Genomic DNA, 17,233 nt, shown 5'->3' with positions numbered 1-17,233 from the left:
GCCGTACCCGGGGCGTAACAGGGGCCGGCGCGGTGCGTAACACCCGACGCGCAGGGTGAACGTATGCGGAACACCGTGACGCCCACGCACTGCCCCTACTGCGCGCTGCAGTGCGGTATGAATCTGACGCCGGCCCCGGACGGGACGGGCGTCGAGGTGAGTGAGCGCGCGGACTTCCCCGTGAATCGGGGGGCGCTGTGCGGGAAGGGACGTACCGCTCCGGCCCTGCTGTCGTCGGCCGTGCGGCTGACCTCGCCGTTGGTGCGCTCGGCGGGGGGCGCGCTGGTGCCGGCGTCCTGGGAGGAGGCGCTGAACCGGGTGGCCGAGGGGCTGGGGCGTACCCGCGCGGAGTACGGGGCGGACGCGGTCGGGGTGTTCGGCGGGGGCGGGCTGACCAACGAGAAGGCGTACAGCCTCGGGAAGTTCGCCCGGGTGGTGCTCGGCACCTCGCAGATCGACTACAACGGGCGGTTCTGCATGTCGTCGGCGGCAGCCGCCGGCACCAGGGCGTTCGGACTCGACCGTGGGCTGCCGTTCCCGCTGGAGGACGTTCCGAGGACGGGCTGCGTGATCCTCGTCGGGTCGAACCCGGCGGAGACCATGCCGCCGTCCCTGCGCTACTTCACCGAGCTGAGGGAGAACGGCGGCACGCTGATCGTCGTGGACCCGCGCCGTACGAAGACCGCCGAGCAGGCCGATCTGCATCTGGCGCCGCGCCCCGGCACGGACCTCGCGCTGGCACTGGGTCTGCTGCACCTCGTCGTCGCCGAGGGGCACACCGACGAGGAGTACGTCCGCGAGCGCACCGTCGGCTGGGAGGAGACCCGGGCCTGCGCGATGGCGCACTGGCCGGAGTACGTGGAGCGGATCACCGGTGTGTCCGTGCCCCGGCTGCGGGAGGCCGTACGGCTGTTCTGCGCGCCCGAGTCCGCGATGGTGCTCACCGCGCGGGGGCCGGAGCAGCAGGCCAAGGGCACCGACACGGTGAGCGCGTGGATCAACCTGGCCCTGGCGACCGGGCGGCCCGGCAGCCCGCTGTCCGGGTACGGGTGCCTGACCGGGCAGGGCAACGGGCAGGGCGGGCGGGAACACGGCCAGAAGGCCGACCAGTTGCCCGGCTACCGCACGCTGACGGATCCGGCGGCGCGGGCGCATGTCGCCGAGGTGTGGGGGGTGGACCCCGACACCCTGCCCGGGCCGGGGCGCAGCGCGTACGAGCTGCTGGACGCGCTGGGCACGGACATCCGCTCGCTGCTGCTGATGGGGTCCAACCCGGTGGTGTCGGCGCCGCGCGCCGCGCATGTCGAGGAGCGGATCCGCTCCCTGGACTTCCTGGCGGTGTGCGACGTGGTGCTGTCGGAGACGGCCGCGCTCGCCGATGTCGTCCTGCCGGTGACGCAGTGGGCGGAGGAGACGGGGACGACGACGAATCTGGAGGGGCGCGTGCTGCTGCGCCGCCTGGCGGTCACCCCGCCGGAGGGCATCCGCAGCGACCTGGAGGTCATGCACGAACTCGCCGCGCGGCTGGGCGGAGACCGGAACCTGGAGAAGGGCTTCCCGACCGACCCCGAGGAGGTCTTCGCCGAACTGCGCCGGGCGAGCGCGGGCGGGCCCGCCGACTACTCCGGGATCACCTACCGGAGGCTGGCCGAGGAGAACGGCATCTTCTGGCCGTGCCCGGCCGGGGCACACGCGTCGCCGGCGACCGGTGCCGAGGTCCGTACCGGAGCCGCGAGCGACACCCGCGCCCGGACTGCGGCGGCGACCGGGACCAGCGTCGGCGCCAAGGCCGATACCGACACCGGCACCGGAGAGGCCACCGGCACCGGAGAGGCCCGTACCGGAGCCGCGAGCGACACCCGCGCCCGGACTGCGGCGGCGACCGGGACCAGCGTCGGCGCCAAGGCGGGTACCGACACCGGCACCGGAGAGGCCCGTACCGGAACCGCGAGCGACACCCGCGCCCGGACTGCGGCGGCGACCGGGACCGACGTCGGCGCCAAGGCCGATACCGACACCGGCACCGGAGAGGCCACCGGCACCGGAGAGGCCCGTACCGGAGCCGCGAGTGACACCCGCGCCGCCCGGACTGCGGCGGCGACCGGGGCCAACGTCGGCGCCGGAGAGGCCGCCCACACCGGAGAGGCCGCGTCCGGTGATCTGCCGGGCGGGCCTGCCCCGGCCGGCGGGTCCGGCACCGGCGTGCATCCCGGTACGCCCCGTCTCTTCCTCGACCGGTTCGCCACCGAGGACGGGCGGGCGCGGTTCGTACCGGTGTCGTACCGGGCGATCGCCGAGGAGCCGGACGAGGAGTACCCCGTCCTGCTGACCACCGGGCGGGTCGTCGCGCAGTACCAGTCCGGCGCGCAGACCAGGCGGGTCGACGAGCTGAACGCCGCCGCTCCCGGTCCGTTCGTGGAGCTGCACCCGCGGCTCGCGGAGCGGCTCGGTGCGGCCGAGGGCGACCCGGTGGCCGTGGTGTCCCGGCGGGGGAGGGCGGTGGCGCCGGCGCGGATCACCACCGCGATCCGCCCCGACACGGTCTTCATGCCGTTCCACTGGGCCGGTGAGGGCCGGGCCAACACCCTCACCAACCCGGCCCTCGACCCGACCTCCCGGATGCCGGAGTTCAAGGCGTGCGCGGTGCGGCTGGAGGCCGTTCAGCCCACGCCCACCGCGCTCCAGGCCGCCGCGACGGCCGCGTACTCGGTTCCGCCCTCGCCGTAGAGATCCGCGGCCGCCTTCAGGGTCGCCGTGCGGGCGCCCGCGTAGTTCGTCGAGGACGTCATGTGCACCGTCAGGGCGCGGTACCAGATGGCGCCGAGCTTGGCGCGCCCGATGCCGGTGACCGTGGAGCCGTCGCAGGTGGGCGAGGAGTGCGCGACGCCGCCCAGGGTCTTCGCGCCGCTGCCCTCGGCGAGCAGGTAGGCGAAGTGGTTGGCGACGCCGGAGGAGTAGTGCACGTCGAGGTCCTTGACCGAGGTGTCCCAGCAGTCCGCCGACTTGCCGTCCTTGGAGGGCTCGTCCATGTAACGCAGGGCGTCCCGGCCGAAGCCGTCCCGGACGATCTTCTCGCCGATCAGCCAGTCGCCGGGGTCCTTGGCATTCGCCGCGTGGAACTCCACCAGCGTGCCGAAGATGTCCGAGGTCGCCTCGTTCAGACCGCCGGACTCCCCCGAGTAGGTCAGGCCGGCCGTCTTGGACGTCACGCCGTGGGTCATCTCGTGTCCGGCCACGTCCAGGGAGACCAGCGGCCCCATCTGGGTGCCGTCACCGTCCCCGTACGTCATGCAGAAACAACGGTCGTCCCAGAAGGCGTTGTTGTAGCCGTTGCCGTAGTGCACGCGGTTGTACGAGCCCTTGCCGTCGCCCGCGATGCCCCGGCGGCCGTGGACGTCCTCGTAGTAGTCCCAGGTGACGTCGGTGCCGTACTGGGCGTCCACCGCCACCGTGGCGCGGTCGGCCACGGTGCCCGTGCCCCAGTGGTTGTCGGCGTCGGTGACGACGGGCGCCGGTGCGCGGTTGGCGCAGACGACGAGGACGCACAGGTCGGTGCGGTTGCCCGCGTCGCCGGTGTATGTGCCGCCGCGGGTGGGGTCCTTCAGCTCGTACCCGGACGCCGTGGCCGTCGTCTCCAGCGGGACCGTGCCGCCGTAGAGGGACTGGCCGTCGCCGGAGACGTTCTCGAGGCTGTCCCAGGCGTCGATGCGGGTGCCGGTGCGCGCGTCGGTGAGCACGGTGCGCGCGACCGGGTTCCCGGACGGGTCCTGGGCGACGGCGTCGGTGCGCCAGGCGAGCCTGGGGGCGCCGTGCAGGGCGTCGACCACCAGCTCGGGCTTGGCGGTGAGCTTCTTGAGGGTCTCGCCGAGGTGGGCGGCGCGCAGGGTGTTCGCCGCGAGGTCGGCGGCCTTGGGGGCGGCGAGCCCGGGGGTGACGGTCGGGAGGCCGATGCGCGCGCGGGTGGCGCGGGTGACGCCCCGGTAGCTGCCGTCGGGGGCGAGGTGCAGGACGAAGTCGCCGCCCAGGACGGGGAGTCGGTGGTAGGTGCGGTCGTAGCGGATGTGCCGGCTGCCGTCCGCGTCGATGACGACGTCGCGGACCTTCGTCCGCTGGCCCGCGGTAAGGCCGAGGGCGTCGGCACGCTCCTCGAGGACCGACGCGGCGTCGGCGACGGCGGCGGAGCGGGTGGGGAGTTCGGCCGCACCGGCGGTGGTGGGGGTGAGTGCCGCGGCCAGCAGGGCGGTGCTGGTGACGGCCACGGCGGTGGTGACGGGGCGGGAACCTCGGACAGGCCGTATCGGGCTCAAGCGGTCTCCTGGAACGGGCGCCCCGACACGGGTGGGGGGAGGGGGCGGCGCTGATGTTGACCGCGATTCAAGTGGCGCCGATCATGTCATGTCCATAGCGCGAATGTGCGGGTGTGTGAGGGGTGAGAATCGTTCCTGCAAGGCTCCGGTGACACTTCGGTGCAGAGGGGCTCCGCCGACCGTCCGCGCAGGTGAACGAGTGATTCTCCCCTTCTTCGTCTACGGCACCCTCCGCGCCGGCGAGCGCAACCACGACCTGTTCCTGCGCGGCCGCACCCTGAGCGAGGAACCCGGCCGGCTCCCGGGCGCGACGCTGTACGAGGGGCCCGGATATCCGTACGCCGTCGAGGAGCCGGGCGGCACGGTCAGCGGGGAGCTGGTCACCGCGCTGCCGGAGGCGTACCCGGGGCTGCTCGCCGAGCTGGACCGGCTGGAGGGGTACGTACCGGGCGGCCCGCGCAACCTGTACGAGCGCGTGGTGAGGGAGGTCCTCCGGGAAGCGGACGGCACGGCGGTGCGCGCGTGGGTGTACGTCGCCGCTCCCGCCGTCGCCGCGGAGCTGCGGGCGCGCGGGAAGCCGGTGGAGGGCGGGGCGTGGCGGGGGGTGAGGTGAGACGGGGTGGGTGGCGTGCAGTAGGTCCTAGACCCGCCGCCGCATTCGGCCCTGGATGAACAGGCCGATCAGTCCCACCGTCCCCGTGCCGAGCACACAGGAGCCGATCACGACGTCGTCGCGCTCCGCGCGCTGGACCGCCCGCTGCTCGTCGTAGCTTCTGGTCTCGGAGCTGTGGACCCGGGGGTGGCAGGTGTCGCCCGGGTGCATGGGCGAGGGATGCTCCTCCCTGTCCGGCCCCACGTTGATCCCGGAGCAGATCACGCCCTTCGCGTAGGCGTGGTGCGCCAATCCGCCGCCCACCTCGAACAGCCCCCAGAGCACGAGGGCCCACATCACCACGAGCACGCGCAGCCGCATCCGTCCCCACCTCCCCGCACGCGACCCCAGCGCCCCCGCCCCGCTCCCCGCCCCGGTCACCCGTTCACCCCCGCGCCGCGCACCCTTCGGGTGCTTCTCCGGTGACCGGTTCGGCACCGCGTCCGTGACCTGCTGAAACCCGGTGAAGTGTGCGCCCGTCCGGGTGCGTCTGACACCCGTTCAGCCCGCCTCCTGACGCTTCCTCAGGAAGCGGCGGAGGCGCGGTGGCACTTACCTCGGAAAGGCAGGGACGCGTCCGACGGCGGCACAAGGGGGTGCCGCGGGCCGGGTCCCCTTCGTGAGCTCGAGGGAGCATCGATGCGACGTACCGCCCGGCTGCTGACCGGCGTCACCGGCAGGTCCGGTCTGACCGGCGCGGCGCTCGCCGTGGCCGCCGCGGGGCTGCTGGCCGCCCCCGCGTATGCCGTGGAGGCCCGCGGCACGGTGGCCGGGGACCTGGAGCTGTACCCGTCCTCGGTCGTGCCCGGCGCGCAGGTGACGGCGAACACCGCGGCGTGCGGCGACGAGGACACGGCGGGGGGCGACGCCTCCGCCGTGGGCGCCGGCCGCTTCACGCTGACGCCGAGCACCCACGAGCGGAACGCGATCGGACAGTTCCAGGTGCCGCCGAGCGCGCAGCCGGGGATGTACGAGATCGTCGCGACGTGTGCCGGCAGCGGCCGGCGAGTGGCGGGTGATCTGCTCGTCACGCTGACGCCCGAATCGCAGCAGGTGCATCCGCGGGGAAGTGTGAAGACGGGGGTCGGCGGCGCGCTGGGCCACGACCCCGTACAGACCGCGGCCGGTGTGACGGCGCTCGCCGTCGCCGCCGCGGGCGGTACCTGGCTCCTGCATCGCCGGGCGAGAGGCGACGGGATCTGACGGGCACCCTCCGCTGCCCGTCCCCGCCGGTACCGCATGTCCCCTCCCCCTCCGGGTCCGACGCCCCTCGCGGCCCGGAGGGGGGTACGGGGCCGACACGAGACGAGGTCCACTCCGTGACGCGCCGCAGGTTCCGCCGCCGGGCCGGGGGTCCGAGCAACGCAGCGATAATCGCCGTCACCGTGATCGCGCTGTGCTCCGGGATGATGCTGCTGCGCGACGGGACGGGGGACACCCCGCCGCAGCCGTCGGCCGCCCAGGCCCGCAACGGTGCCGACAACAACGGCGTGCTCCGGTCCGCGGCGCCCGCGCTCCCGCCCTCCCCGCCCGTCCGTGTCCGCATCCCCGCGATCGACGTGGACGCGCCCCTGACCGGCCTCGGTCTGACGAGGACCGGCAGCCTCGACGTCCCGCCCGCCGGCCGGAAGAACCTCGCGGGCTGGTACGAGGCCGGCACCACCCCCGGCGAGAGGGGCACCGCGATCGTCGCGGGCCACGTCGACAACGCCGACGGCCCCGCCGTCTTCTACTCCCTCGGCGCGCTGCGCAAGGGCAGCACCGTCGAGGTGGACCGCCGGGACGGCACCGTCGCCGTGTTCACGGTGGACGCCGTCGAGGTGTACGACGCCGAGGACTTCCCCGACACGAAGGTCTACGGCCCCGCGACCCGCCCCGAGTTGCGGGTCATCACCTGCGGCGGCGGCTACTCCCGCAGCACCGGCTACCGGGGCAACGTCGTCGTCTACGCCCACCTGACGCACACCCGCTGAGCGGCCCGCGGCCCGCTACGGGCGGCCGACCGCGAGCGCGGGGGCGTAGGCGTCGCCGTCAGAGTTGACGATCACCCAGCCGTCGCCCGCCCGGACCAGGTGCGGTTCGTCGTCGAGCTTGCCGGCGAGGTCGCGCACCGTCGTGCCGTCCTCCTCGCCCACCCGGGTGCCGTCACGGGTGGTGAGGGTCCACAGGCGCTGCGACTCGCCGAGCACGGCCACCCGGTCGCGGCCCGCCGGGGCGAGGGCGACGACCGGGGTGCCCAGATCCACGTGCCAGCGGCGGAGGCCGTCGTCGAGCGAGTAGGCCACGACCCGTTCGGGACCGTTCGACCCCGGTTTCTCGGCGGCCACGATCAGGTTCCCGTCGGCGACCGCCGCGCGGAACACCGGCCGGGCGGTGAACACGGGGTGGAGCCCTGAGAGGGCCAGCTCCTCCTCTTCGGCGGCGAGGGAGACCTTCACCGGCTTCCGCCGCGGGTCGTCCGGCTCGTCGTAGGCCAGTGCGGCGGCGAGGCCGCGCTCGTCCTTCTCCCGCACCAGCAGGGTGAACGGCTCGGCGGAGAGCACCGCGGCCACGTCCACGTAGCTCTGGACCGGCAGCTCGCGCCGGCTCAGCTCCTTGCCCGTGGCGTCGTCGAGGGTGAGGAGCCACGCCGAGTGGAAGTCGCTGTAGGAGCCGCACGTGACGACGACCCGGGTGGTGCCGCCGGCCGGGGAGGCCGTCACCGGCTCGCACTCGGCGTCGTCCCCGCCCTCGGCACGGGCCGCGGTGGGCGTCGCGGTCCAGCGCACCGCGCCGTCGGTGAGCCCGTACCCGTGGACCGCGTGTTCGCCCAGCGCCACGGCCACTCCCCCGCCGGCGCTGAGCACCCCTCCGCCGCCGTACAGCAGTGTCCTGCCGGTGAAGTCCCGCTCCCACATCTTGCGTCCGCTGCTCACCTCGACGCCCCACACGGTGTCGCACGGCTTCTCGTCCCGCGCGAAGGCGACCAGGCCGATGCCGTCGACGGGCCGCTCGCTCATCGCGCACACCGACTCGCGCGTGGGCGCCCGCAGCACCCAGCCGCGGTCCCCGGTGCCGGAGTCGTACGCGACCAGCGCGTCGGTCCGGGCCCGTACGACCGTCCCGGCGTCCTCGCCCAGCGCCCAGACCCCGACGCCGCGCACGCTCGCGGGCCGGTCCGGGCCGGCCTGCCAGACCGGGTCGAGCACCGGCCCGCGCATCCAGAGGTAGGCCTGCCAGCCGGGCCACAGCGCGATCAGCACGCCCGCGACGGCGAGTGCGCCGGGCACGGTCTTCCCGGGGCGGGTGTCGGAGAACGCGGCGAGCGCGGCTTTGAGCGCGAAGGCGCCCACGAAGGTGAGCACGAACGCCAGGACGAGGGTCGGCGCCGTGCCCTTCGGGCAGGGCCGGTACATGTCGCCGCAGATGTCGCCGGGGAAGGACGTCCACCCCAGCGCGTGGAACTCCACCGCGAGCCCGACGAGCGCGCCCGCTCCCATGACCAGCGCGGCCTTCCCCAGCGCCCGCGTCCCGGACGGTCTGCCGTCCTCCACCATCGTCTTCCCCACCCCTGTGCGGTGTGCGGTGCTTCCGAGCACCGGCCGCCCGCGCCGTGGAGCGGCGATGGAGCCTAACGCGCGTGCGTGGAGCACGTCAGCCGGGCCGATCACCGGGTCCGGCTCAGGCCAGCCACTGTTCGTACGCCAGGTTCGCCACCAGCGCGAAGACGACCGTCAGCAGGACGACGCGGACGAAGCCGCTGCCCTTCTTCAGGGCCGTGCGCGCGCCGAGCGTGCCGCCGGCCAGGTTGAAGACCGCCATCAGCGCCGCCAGTTGCCACAGCACCGCGCCCTGCCAGGCGAACATCGCAAGGGCTCCGGCGTTGGTGCAGCAGTTGACGATCTTGGCGGTGGCGGAGGCGGTGACGAGGTCGAGGTGGAGCAGGGCGGTGAGCGCCAGGACCAGGAACGTGCCGGTGCCGGGGCCGACCAGGCCGTCGTAGAAGCCGATGCCGAGGCCGCCGAGGCCGATCGCGGCGAGGATCTGGCGGCGGGTGGCCGGGCCGGTGGCGGGTGCCGTGCCGAAGGCGGGGCGCAGGATGACGAAGGCGGCGACGGCGAGCAGCACCACCATGATCACCGGTTTGAGGACCTCGGTGCTCATCCCGGCCGCGAAGAAGGCCCCGCCCGACGATCCGGCGAGGGCGGCCATGCCGATGCGTACGGCGGTCCTGACGTCGACGGGTGCCTTGCGGGCGTAGGTGACCGCGGCGCCGGTGGTGCCGACGATCGCGACCGCCTTGTTGGTGCCCAGGGCGTGCGCGGCCGGTGTCCCGGAGGGCAGCCCGAGCAGCAGGGCGGGCAGGAGCAGCAGCCCGCCGCCGCCGACCACGGCGTCGATCCAGCCCGCGGCGAGGGCGGCCAGACAGAGCAGGACGACCGTGGTCAGGGAGATGTCGGGCATGACCGCGACCCTATGGACGGGGTAGATGGTACGTCCATCAAGATGAGCGTTTATTGAGGTTGCGGCCGGGGCGGGCCGCTGGACCCGTCACCGGGCCGGGGTCCACCTCACACGTGTCGCCGCCCGCCGCTGAGAGCAGCGTTCCGCGCGGGAAACAGAGGGGATGCTGCCGGGTAACACCCGCACCGCACGCTCAGGACATGACCTCGACTGAGCGTGTGGTGGTGATCGGCTCCGGCCTCGCGGGCGTACGACTCGCCCGGCGGCTCGGCGAGCTGGGCACGCCCGTGACGCTGATCGGCGAGGAGGAGCACCGCCCGTACAACAGGGTGCTGCTCGCCGAGGTGCTGGCCGGACGCTACAGCCCCGAGGTGATCGCCCTGCCGGCGCCCGCGGAGCTGACCCGGGCCCGGGTGACCGGCATCGACCGCGCCGCGCGGACCGTCGCGTGCGCCGACGGCGCGGTGATCGGATACGACCGGCTGGTCCTGGCCACCGGCTCCAACCCGGTACTGCCACCGCTGCGCGGCCTGTTCACCGCGGACCACGAATTGTTCGAAGGCGTGCACGCCTTCCGCACCATGGACGACTGCCTGGGCCTGGCCAAGGCGGTACGGCCGGGGGTGCGGGCGGTGGTGGTCGGGGGCGGGCTGCTCGGTGTCTCCGCGGCCCGCGCGCTCGCCGTGCGCGGCGCGCAGGTCGTCCTTGCCCAGCAGGCCGGGCGGCTCATGGAACGTCGGCTCGACCCGGCCGCCTCGGCACTCATCGAGCGGTATCTGACCGGCCTCGGTGTGGAGGTGCACACCGAGTGCCGGGTACGGGACGTGCGCTGCGTCGCGGGCGCGGTCCGCCCGGTGGAGATGGCCGACGGCTACGCCCTCGACGCCGACCTCGTGGTGCTGGCCTGCGGGGTGCACCCGAGGGTCGGCCTCGCGCAGGCCGCCGGGCTCGACGTCCGCAAGGGCGTCGTCGTCGACGACGAACTGCGCACCTCCGACCCGTACATCCACGCCGTAGGCGACTGCGCGGAGCACGCCGGCACGGTCTACGGGCTCGCCACCCCGGCCCTGGAACAGGCCGACGCGCTCGCCGCGCTGCTCGCCGGGGACACCACCGCTCGCTACACCGGCACCCGTTCCCTGACCCGGCTCACCCTCACCGGGCCGGACAGCCCCTTCGACCTGGCCGCGTTCGGCGAGACCGAGGAACGTCCGGGCGACGACGTCGTCCAGCTCACCGACGCCACCCGCGGCACCTACCGCAAGGTCGTCGTCCGTGACGACCGCCTGGTCGGCGGGGTCCTGGTCGGCGAACTCGGCACCGTCGGCGCCCTCGCGCGTGCCTGGGAGGGAGCAGAGCCGCTCCCCTCCGCCGGCGGGCCGCTGCTCCACCTGCTCACCAACGACGGAGGCTCCTGATGTCCACGGACACACCGACCATCGTGCTCATCGGCCACGGCATGGTCGGCCAGCGTTTCCTGGAGGCGCTCGCCGAACGCGGCCTGACCGCCACGCACCGCGTGGTCGTGCTGTGCGAGGAGCCGCGTCCGGCGTACGACCGCGTCCAGCTCACCTCGTACTTCTCGGGGAAGACCCCCGAGGACCTGTCCCTGACGGACTCGGCGTTCATCGAGACGCACGGCATCGAGCTGCGTGTCGGGGACCCGGCGGAGACCGTCGACCGTGCGGCGCGCAAGGTGACGGCGCGCTCCGGGCTGGTCGTCGGCTACGACATCCTGGTTCTGGCCACCGGCTCCTACCCGTTCGTGCCGCCGGTGCCGAACAAGGACGCCGCGGGCTGCTTCGTCTACCGCACGATCGAGGACCTGCTGGCGATCGAGGAGTACGCGCGGACGTCGACGACCGGTGCCGTGGTCGGCGGCGGTCTGCTCGGCCTGGAAGCGGCGGGCGCGCTCAAGGGGCTCGGGCTGAACACCCACATCGTGGAGTTCGCGCCGCGTCTGATGCCGGTGCAGGTCGACGAGGGCGGTGGCGCGGCGCTGCTGCGCACCATCGAGGGCATGGGACTGAGCGTCCACACGGGCGTGGGCACACAGGAGATCCTGACCGACGCCTGGGGCGCCGTCAGCGGCATGAAACTGTCCGACGGCAGCGAACTCCCCACCGACATGGTGGTGTTCTCCGCCGGTGTCCGCCCCCGTGACCAGCTGGCCCGTGACTGCGGCCTCGACGTCGGCGAGCGCGGCGGCATCGCGGTGGACGAGAAATGCCGCACGGTGACCGACCCGCACGTGTTCGCCATCGGCGAGTGCGCGCTGGCCGCCGACGGCCGGGTGTACGGCCTGGTGGCGCCCGGCTACGAGCAGGCGGAGACGGCCGCCGCGACCATCGCCGCGGAGGATTCGTCGTTCACCGGCGCCGACCTGTCCACCAAGCTGAAGCTGCTCGGAGTGGACGTGGCGTCCTTCGGCGACGCGCACGGCACCGCCGACGACTGCCTGGACGTCGTCTACTCCGACTCCCGCGCCGGCCTGTACAAGAAGCTGGTCATCGGCCGCGATGGCACGCTGCTCGGTGGCATCCTGGTCGGCGACGCGGAGGCGTACGGCACGCTGCGGGCCTTCACCGGCTCGGTGCCGCCGGTCGCCCCGGAGGCGCTGGTGCTGCCCGCGGGCGCCGGGGCCCCGGTCCAGCTGGGCCCGTCCGCGCTGCCCGACGACGCCGTCGTCTGCTCCTGCCACAACGTCACCAAGGGCACCATCCGCGGCGCGGTCACCGAGCACAGGTGCACCACCGTGCCCGAGGTGAAGGAGTGCACCAAGGCCGGTACCGGCTGCGGAAGTTGCGTCAAGGTGCTGGGCCAGTTGGTCAACGCCGAGCTGGAGGCCGGCGGCGTCGAGGTCGACAAGGGCCTGTGCGCCTGCTTCTCCCGGACCCGCGAGGAGTTGTACGAGATTGTCCTGGCCTTGGGCATCACCTCCTTCCGTGAGCTGCTCGACCGGCACGGCCGGGAGGCCGCCCGGGGCGGTGACGGCTGCGAGGTCTGCAAGCCCGCGGTCGGCTCGATCATCGCCTCCCTCGCCCCGACGATCGGTGCCAGCACTTACGTCCTCGACGGCGAACAGGCCGCCCTGCAGGACACCAACGACCATTTCCTGGCCAATCTGCAGAAGAACGGCTCGTACTCGGTCGTGCCGCGCATCCCCGGCGGCGAGATCGCCCCGGAGAAGCTGATCGTCATCGGTGAGATCGCCCGCGACTTCGGCCTCTACACGAAGATCACCGGCGGTCAGCGGATCGACATGTTCGGCGCGCGGGTGGAACAACTCCCGGTGATCTGGGCCCGGCTGGTGGACGCCGGGTTCGAGTCCGGCCACGCCTACGGCAAGTCGCTGCGCACCGTGAAGTCCTGCGTCGGGCAGACCTGGTGCCGGTACGGCGTCCAGGACTCCGTCCGCATGGCGATCGACCTGGAGCTGCGCTACCGGGGGCTGCGCTCCCCGCACAAGCTCAAGTCGGCGGTCTCCGGCTGCCAGCGCGAGTGCGCGGAGGCGCAGTCCAAGGACTTCGGCGTCATCGCCACAGCCCACGGCTGGAACCTGTACGTCGGCGGCAACGGCGGCGCCACGCCGCGCCACGCCGACCTGCTCGCGCAGGACCTCTCCGACGCCGAACTGGTCCGCCTGGTCGACCGGTTCCTGATGTTCTACATCCGCACCGCCGACCGCCTGGAGCGCACCAGCGTCTGGCTGGACCGGATCCCCGGCGGCCTGGACCACGTACGGGACGTGGTCGTCCATGACGCGCTCGGCATCTGCGACGAGCTGGAGGCGCTGATGGCCGCCCATGTCTCGCACTACCGCGACGAGTGGGCCGAGACCGTCAACGACCCGGAGAAGCTGGCCCGCTTCGTGTCCTTCGTGAACGCCCCCGACACCCCCGACCCGGTGGTCGCCTTCGTGCCGGAGCGCGACCAGATGAAGCCCGACCTGCCGCTGCTGAACATCGGCCTGCGACCCGCCGACGACATCCTGGAAGGAAGCGCCATACGATGACCCTGACCCTGGAGACCACCGATCTGAAGGTTCAACTCCGCCTCGCCAACGACTGGTTCACGGTCTGCGATCTGAGCGCGCTGCTCCCGGGCCGCGGAGTGGCCGCCCTCCTCCCCGACGGCCGCCAGGTCGCCGTATTCGCCGACCGCACCGGCCGCCTCTACGCCATCGACAACCGCGACCCCTTCACCGGCGCCGCGGTCCTCTCCCGGGGCCTGACCGGCACCGACCGGGGGCGTCCCTTCGTCGCCTCGCCGCTGCTGAAGCAGCGCTTCGACCTGGAGTCGGGGCAGTGCCTGGACGACGAGGCGGTGCGGGTGACGGCGTACGAGGTGAAGGCGGCCTGACCCAGCGGGGCGCCTGTCGACGTCCTGCCGGGTGGTTGGCCGGTCTCAGCCCCTGAGCGGCGGGCGGCCCGCATACTCCTCCGGCTGGGGCCGGAGGTCGAGGTAGAACCACTCGGCGTCGGGGGCGGGCGGCCGGGGCGGCGCCTCGTGGGCCGGGTGCGGGGCCGTCCCCGCTCGGGCCGGACCCGGCATCAGCAGTTCCACCCGCAGCCCTTTGCCGCGCTGCTGCGCGGTGAACTCCTCGACCTGGTTGCGGCAGGCGTGGTCCAAGATGGGTGACGCCAGTGAGGTCGAGCCGGATCCGCGGCTTGCCGGAGACGGCGGCGGACTCCAGCGCCTCGATGACCTTGGGCAGCCGCAGGAAGGTGGCGTTGCCGGCCATAACAACCTTGGCCGTGTCCTCTTCCGCGTGGTGCCGGATCACCGTCTGCGACATGCGCAGCGCGGCCAGCAGGATCCCGGCCGCGAGACCGACGAGCACCCCCTCCAGCAGTGCGGTCGCCACGATGACCACCACGGCTGACGGTGCCCACATGGACGGTCCACGCACGGGTGCGCCGGGTGTGGCTGCTGCTCGGCCTCGGCGGGCTCGGCGTCCTCACGGCGGTCGCCGTGGTGGGCTTCGCCTTCGCCCGCTGGGCGGGGCGGCCCATCCGGCAACTGGAGCGCGCCACCCACGCGCTGGCGGACGGGGGCAGGTTCGCGCCGGTGCCGGTCACCAAGGGGCCGCCCGAAGTGCGCTCCCTGGCCGCCGCGTTCAACCGCACGGCGGCCCGGCTCGCCCATCTCCACTCCTCCCAGCGGGCGTTCGCCGGTGAGGACTCGCACCAGCTGAAGACCCCCCTCGCGGCACTGCGGCTGCGACTGGAGAACCTGGAGCCGCATGTTTCCGCACGCGCCCGGGGCAACCTCGAAGCCGCGCTGACCGAGACGGACCGGCTGGCCCGCATGGTCGAGGCCCTGCCGGCGATGGCCCGCCTTGGAGGAGCGCGCCGCCACCCCCGTCCCGGTGGACGTGGGCGCGGTCTGCGCGGAACGGCATGCCTCGTGGATGCCGGTGTTCGCCCGGCAGGACGTGTCCCTGGTGCTGTTCGCGGGCCGTGTGGGGCCCGTGCTGGCGGTGCCGGGGGCCGTCGAGCAGATCCTGGACAACCTCCTGTCCAACGCCCTGCGGGCCTCGCCCGCCGGCAGCTCGGTCACCATCGAACTGCGGCTGCGCACACCGGCCCGCCGCACCCTGCGCGACAGCCGCCCCCGCCGGGTCGACCTGCACGTCACCGACGATGGCCCCGGGATGACCGCCGAGCAGCGGGCCCGGGCCTTCGACCGCTTCTGGCGCGCGCCGGGCGCCCCCAAGGGCGGCACCGGCCTCGGCCTCGCCCTGGTCCAGCGCCTCGCCCACACCGGCGGCGGCGAAGCGTCCCTGCACACGGCGGCGACGGGCGGACTGGACGCGGTGATCGGCTTCCTCCCCGCGGCCCCGCCCTCGAACGGCGCACTCCCTCGCGGAAGAGCCCTCCCCTCCCTCTGCCGTAGCGGAGAGCTACCCTCCGGTCACGTCACGTTCGTATCACAGGACCTTCATATCCCCGACACACCACCCGCACCCCAGTAGCTTCAGCACCCTCGTACTCAAGCACACGCATACGCCCGATCTGGGGGGCTTCTCACCATGAACCCGTTCCGTACCTCCGCCGCCGCGATCCTCACCGCCCTCGCCCTGGCCGCCGTTCCGGCCACGGCCGTGGCCCACGACGGCAACCACCCGTTCAAGAACTGCACCGACGCGTACGACAACGGGTACAGCAACATCACCAAGGGCGACGACCACTACGGCAAGCACCTGGACCGCGACAACGACGGCATCGGCTGCGACCAGCCCCCGGCCGACTTCAAGCCCCACGAGGAGACCGCCCCGGACACCGCCAAGGACCCGAAGACCACCGCCGACGCCACCGACCTCGCCGAAACCGGCGGCAACAACACCACCCCCTACATCGCCGCAGGCGGCGCAGCCGTCATCCTCCTGGGCGGCGCCCTGATCATCACAACCCGCAAGCGCCGCGGGAACAACTGACCCCCGCACACCCGGGGAGCCGGTGCAACGACCGGCTCCCCCTGACGGAACGCCATCTGTGCAGCGTTCCGCCCTCCACCCGCGGCTCCGTGAGTCTGGCTCCGGGCCCTGCAACGGGGCCTACCATCGAAGGACAGCAGCCTGAGCCAGCGCACTGGGGTGACCGTGAGCAACTGGGCCGACCTGACGAACGGCAAGCGCCTCAAGCACCTCCGGGGTTCCGACCTGACCCAGCAGGGACTCGCCGACGCGGCGGGCCTGTCCCTGGCGCTGGTTCAAAAGGCCGAGCAGGACCGGGGCGAACTGTCCATCGGCTCCCCTCCTCAAACTCGCCCACGCGCTCAACACGGACGTGTCGGTGATCCTGGGGCAGCAGGCTCCGCGCCGGGGGATGGACCAGGGCACGCGAGCCACCGTGCGGCGGCTCTCGGACGCCGTCCACGACAGCGCCCTCGGCATGTGGGACAGCGTCGAGGAACCGAGTTCGCTCGCCGAACTGTCGTCCGCCCATGACCGCGTGTGCGCTGCCTACTGGCGGGGCTCCTACGAGGAGTTCGGCGAACTCGCCGCCAAAGTGCTGCTCGAAGGGCGCGTCCGGCACGCGCAGGCCACCGGACGCGAACGCGAACAGCTGGGCTCGATACTGGCGAGCACCTACCAGTTCGCTTCCTCGGCCGCGATCCTCCTGGGCAAGCGGGACCTCGCACTGAGCGCGCTCACCTCCGCACGCTACTTGGCGGACGACTCCGGCGACGAGGTCCTCACCGCGCTCCTGGAGTCGACGCTGTCATGGATCTACCTGCGGAGTGCCCAGGTCCCGCGCGCTGTCGCCGTCGCCGAGAAGGCGGCGCTGCGCATCGAGCCGTCGTTCAGCAAGGCCTCCCGCCCCCAATTGCTCGCCTACGGACGGCTGATGATCTCCGCCGGCGTGGCCGCCTCACGCAGGGGAGACTCCCCGTCCGCCGACGACTACCTGTCACAGGCCCACGCGGCGGCGGCTCGGCTCGGCAGCGACGAGGAACTGTACGGCACGCATTTCGGACCCACGTCGGCGAACACCGAGGCCGTGGGGATCGCTGTCGCGCTGGGCAACCACGGAAGGGCGCTGCAGTTGGCCGCGCGTACGGAGTTGCCTCCCTCCATGCCCAAACTCGCCCGCAACCGCTACAAACTTGACGTCGCCTTGGCCCAGTGCGAAGCGAAACCGTACGACCGGGCCGCCGACACCCTGATCGAGGTGGGCCTCGACGCACCCGAGTGGGTCAGGCACCAGGCGCTCCCCGGCGTCATCGGCAAACGCCTCGCGAAAGTCAGCACGGCCCGCGTGCGCAGCATCAGCGAACTCATCGGCGTCCCTTTGATCGCGTAGCCCCTACGGAGCGTAGGAGCGCG

At 73.1% G+C, this 17,233-nt stretch carries 12 protein-coding genes and 3 pseudogenes; 10 read left to right on the top strand and 5 right to left on the bottom strand.

The genetic code is table 11. From position 1 onward, the window contains the following. Positions 1-63 precede the first annotated feature (63 nt). Complete coding sequence (locus AB0L56_RS18660; protein WP_365424570.1) at positions 64-2,727, top strand: molybdopterin oxidoreductase family protein; 2,664 nt, start codon at positions 64-66, stop codon at positions 2,725-2,727. Here the strand turns inward: AB0L56_RS18660 and AB0L56_RS18655 are convergent. Further along, a complete protein-coding gene (locus AB0L56_RS18655) occupies positions 2,661-4,307 on the bottom strand; it encodes a M4 family metallopeptidase (protein ID WP_361022884.1) in 1,647 nt (548 codons plus the stop codon). The two genes, AB0L56_RS18660 and AB0L56_RS18655, sit on opposite strands and share 67 nt — an antisense overlap. 199 nt (positions 4,308-4,506) lie before the next feature. On the opposite strand from AB0L56_RS18655, the gene AB0L56_RS18650 reads away from it, so the two are divergent. Beyond that, positions 4,507-4,920: a gamma-glutamylcyclotransferase family protein gene (locus AB0L56_RS18650; RefSeq protein WP_365424568.1), complete on the top strand. Its 414-nt coding sequence runs from the start codon at positions 4,507-4,509 to the stop codon at positions 4,918-4,920. A gap of 27 nt (positions 4,921-4,947) precedes the next feature. On the opposite strand, the gene AB0L56_RS18645 is transcribed toward AB0L56_RS18650, so the two are convergent. Next, entirely contained in the window at positions 4,948-5,280 is a 333-nt protein-coding gene (locus AB0L56_RS18645; RefSeq protein WP_365424566.1) for a hypothetical protein, read from the bottom strand. 318 nt (positions 5,281-5,598) lie between these two features. Between AB0L56_RS18645 and AB0L56_RS18640 the strand changes: the two genes are divergently transcribed. Next, positions 5,599-6,162, top strand: coding sequence for a hypothetical protein (locus AB0L56_RS18640; protein WP_361022893.1), 564 nt, complete (start codon positions 5,599-5,601; stop codon positions 6,160-6,162). Between the two features lie 203 nt (positions 6,163-6,365). After that, positions 6,366-6,932: a class F sortase gene (locus AB0L56_RS18635; RefSeq protein WP_365424655.1), complete on the top strand. Its 567-nt coding sequence runs from the start codon at positions 6,366-6,368 to the stop codon at positions 6,930-6,932. A 15-nt stretch (positions 6,933-6,947) separates the two neighbouring features. Here the strand turns inward: AB0L56_RS18635 and AB0L56_RS18630 are convergent, their stop codons facing one another. Both AB0L56_RS18630 and AB0L56_RS18625 read right to left on the bottom strand, forming a co-directional pair. Further along, complete coding sequence (locus AB0L56_RS18630; protein ID WP_365424564.1) at positions 6,948-8,507, bottom strand: PQQ-binding-like beta-propeller repeat protein; 1,560 nt, start codon at positions 8,505-8,507, stop codon at positions 6,948-6,950. A gap of 112 nt (positions 8,508-8,619) precedes the next feature. Then, positions 8,620-9,402: a sulfite exporter TauE/SafE family protein gene (locus AB0L56_RS18625; protein WP_365424562.1), complete on the bottom strand. Its 783-nt coding sequence runs from the start codon at positions 9,400-9,402 to the stop codon at positions 8,620-8,622. Positions 9,403-9,602: 200 nt separating this feature from the next. On the opposite strand from AB0L56_RS18625, the gene AB0L56_RS18620 reads away from it, so the two are divergent. The 3 genes from AB0L56_RS18620 to nirD are packed head-to-tail and all read left to right on the top strand — an operon-like array spanning position 9,603 to position 13,764. Continuing rightward, the gene (locus AB0L56_RS18620) at positions 9,603-10,820 is read left to right on the top strand and encodes an FAD-dependent oxidoreductase (RefSeq protein ID WP_365424560.1); all 1,218 of its coding nucleotides are present in this window, start codon (positions 9,603-9,605) and stop codon (positions 10,818-10,820) included. Beyond that, positions 10,820-13,417 (top strand): nitrite reductase large subunit NirB, encoded by a 2,598-nt coding sequence (nirB, locus tag AB0L56_RS18615; protein ID WP_365424558.1) that lies wholly within the window; start codon positions 10,820-10,822, stop codon positions 13,415-13,417. The genes AB0L56_RS18620 and nirB overlap by 1 nt, the downstream gene beginning before the upstream one ends. After that, positions 13,414-13,764 (top strand): nitrite reductase small subunit NirD, encoded by a 351-nt coding sequence (nirD, locus tag AB0L56_RS18610; RefSeq protein WP_365424556.1) that lies wholly within the window; start codon positions 13,414-13,416, stop codon positions 13,762-13,764. The genes nirB and nirD overlap by 4 nt, the downstream gene beginning before the upstream one ends. Positions 13,765-13,809: 45 nt before the next feature. On the opposite strand, the pseudogene AB0L56_RS18605 reads toward nirD, so the two are convergent. Then, positions 13,810-14,278, bottom strand: a pseudogene (locus tag AB0L56_RS18605) (SulP family inorganic anion transporter); the annotation flags it as partial. A gap of 2 nt (positions 14,279-14,280) precedes the next feature. On the opposite strand from AB0L56_RS18605, the pseudogene AB0L56_RS18600 reads away from it, so the two are divergent. The 3 genes and pseudogenes from AB0L56_RS18600 to AB0L56_RS18590 form a co-directional block, all read left to right on the top strand. Further along, positions 14,281-15,379 (top strand): annotated as a pseudogene (locus tag AB0L56_RS18600) (HAMP domain-containing sensor histidine kinase); the annotation flags it as partial. Between the two features lie 57 nt (positions 15,380-15,436). Next, the gene (locus tag AB0L56_RS18595; RefSeq protein ID WP_365424554.1) at positions 15,437-15,841 is read left to right on the top strand and encodes an LAETG motif-containing sortase-dependent surface protein; all 405 of its coding nucleotides are present in this window, start codon (positions 15,437-15,439) and stop codon (positions 15,839-15,841) included. A gap of 165 nt (positions 15,842-16,006) precedes the next feature. After that, positions 16,007-17,210: pseudogene (locus AB0L56_RS18590) on the top strand (helix-turn-helix transcriptional regulator). Positions 17,211-17,233: the final 23 nt, after the last annotated feature.

This window comes from Streptomyces sp. NPDC052079, assembly GCF_040680275.1.
Lineage (GTDB): Bacteria > Actinomycetota > Actinomycetes > Streptomycetales > Streptomycetaceae > Streptomyces.
The sequence above is the reverse complement of the archived record's forward strand: the minus strand, read 5'-3'. Positions and strand labels throughout refer to the sequence as shown.

Bases quoted from the DNA above. Each gene is read 5' to 3' on its own strand.
- AB0L56_RS18660 (WP_365424570.1), top strand. From the start codon at position 64: ATGCGGAACACCGTGACGCCCACGCACTGCCCCTACTGCGCGCTGCAG.
- AB0L56_RS18645 (WP_365424566.1), bottom strand. From the start codon at position 5,280: ATGCGGCTGCGCGTGCTCGTGGTGATGTGGGCCCTCGTGCTCTGGGGG.
- AB0L56_RS18640 (WP_361022893.1), top strand. From the start codon at position 5,599: ATGCGACGTACCGCCCGGCTGCTGACCGGCGTCACCGGCAGGTCCGGT.
- AB0L56_RS18635 (WP_365424655.1), top strand. From the start codon at position 6,366: ATGATGCTGCTGCGCGACGGGACGGGGGACACCCCGCCGCAGCCGTCG.
- AB0L56_RS18625 (WP_365424562.1), bottom strand. From the start codon at position 9,402: ATGCCCGACATCTCCCTGACCACGGTCGTCCTGCTCTGTCTGGCCGCC.
- AB0L56_RS18620 (WP_365424560.1), top strand. From the start codon at position 9,603: ATGACCTCGACTGAGCGTGTGGTGGTGATCGGCTCCGGCCTCGCGGGC.
- nirB (WP_365424558.1), top strand. From the start codon at position 10,820: ATGTCCACGGACACACCGACCATCGTGCTCATCGGCCACGGCATGGTC.
- nirD (WP_365424556.1), top strand. From the start codon at position 13,414: ATGACCCTGACCCTGGAGACCACCGATCTGAAGGTTCAACTCCGCCTC.
- AB0L56_RS18595 (WP_365424554.1), top strand. From the start codon at position 15,437: ATGAACCCGTTCCGTACCTCCGCCGCCGCGATCCTCACCGCCCTCGCC.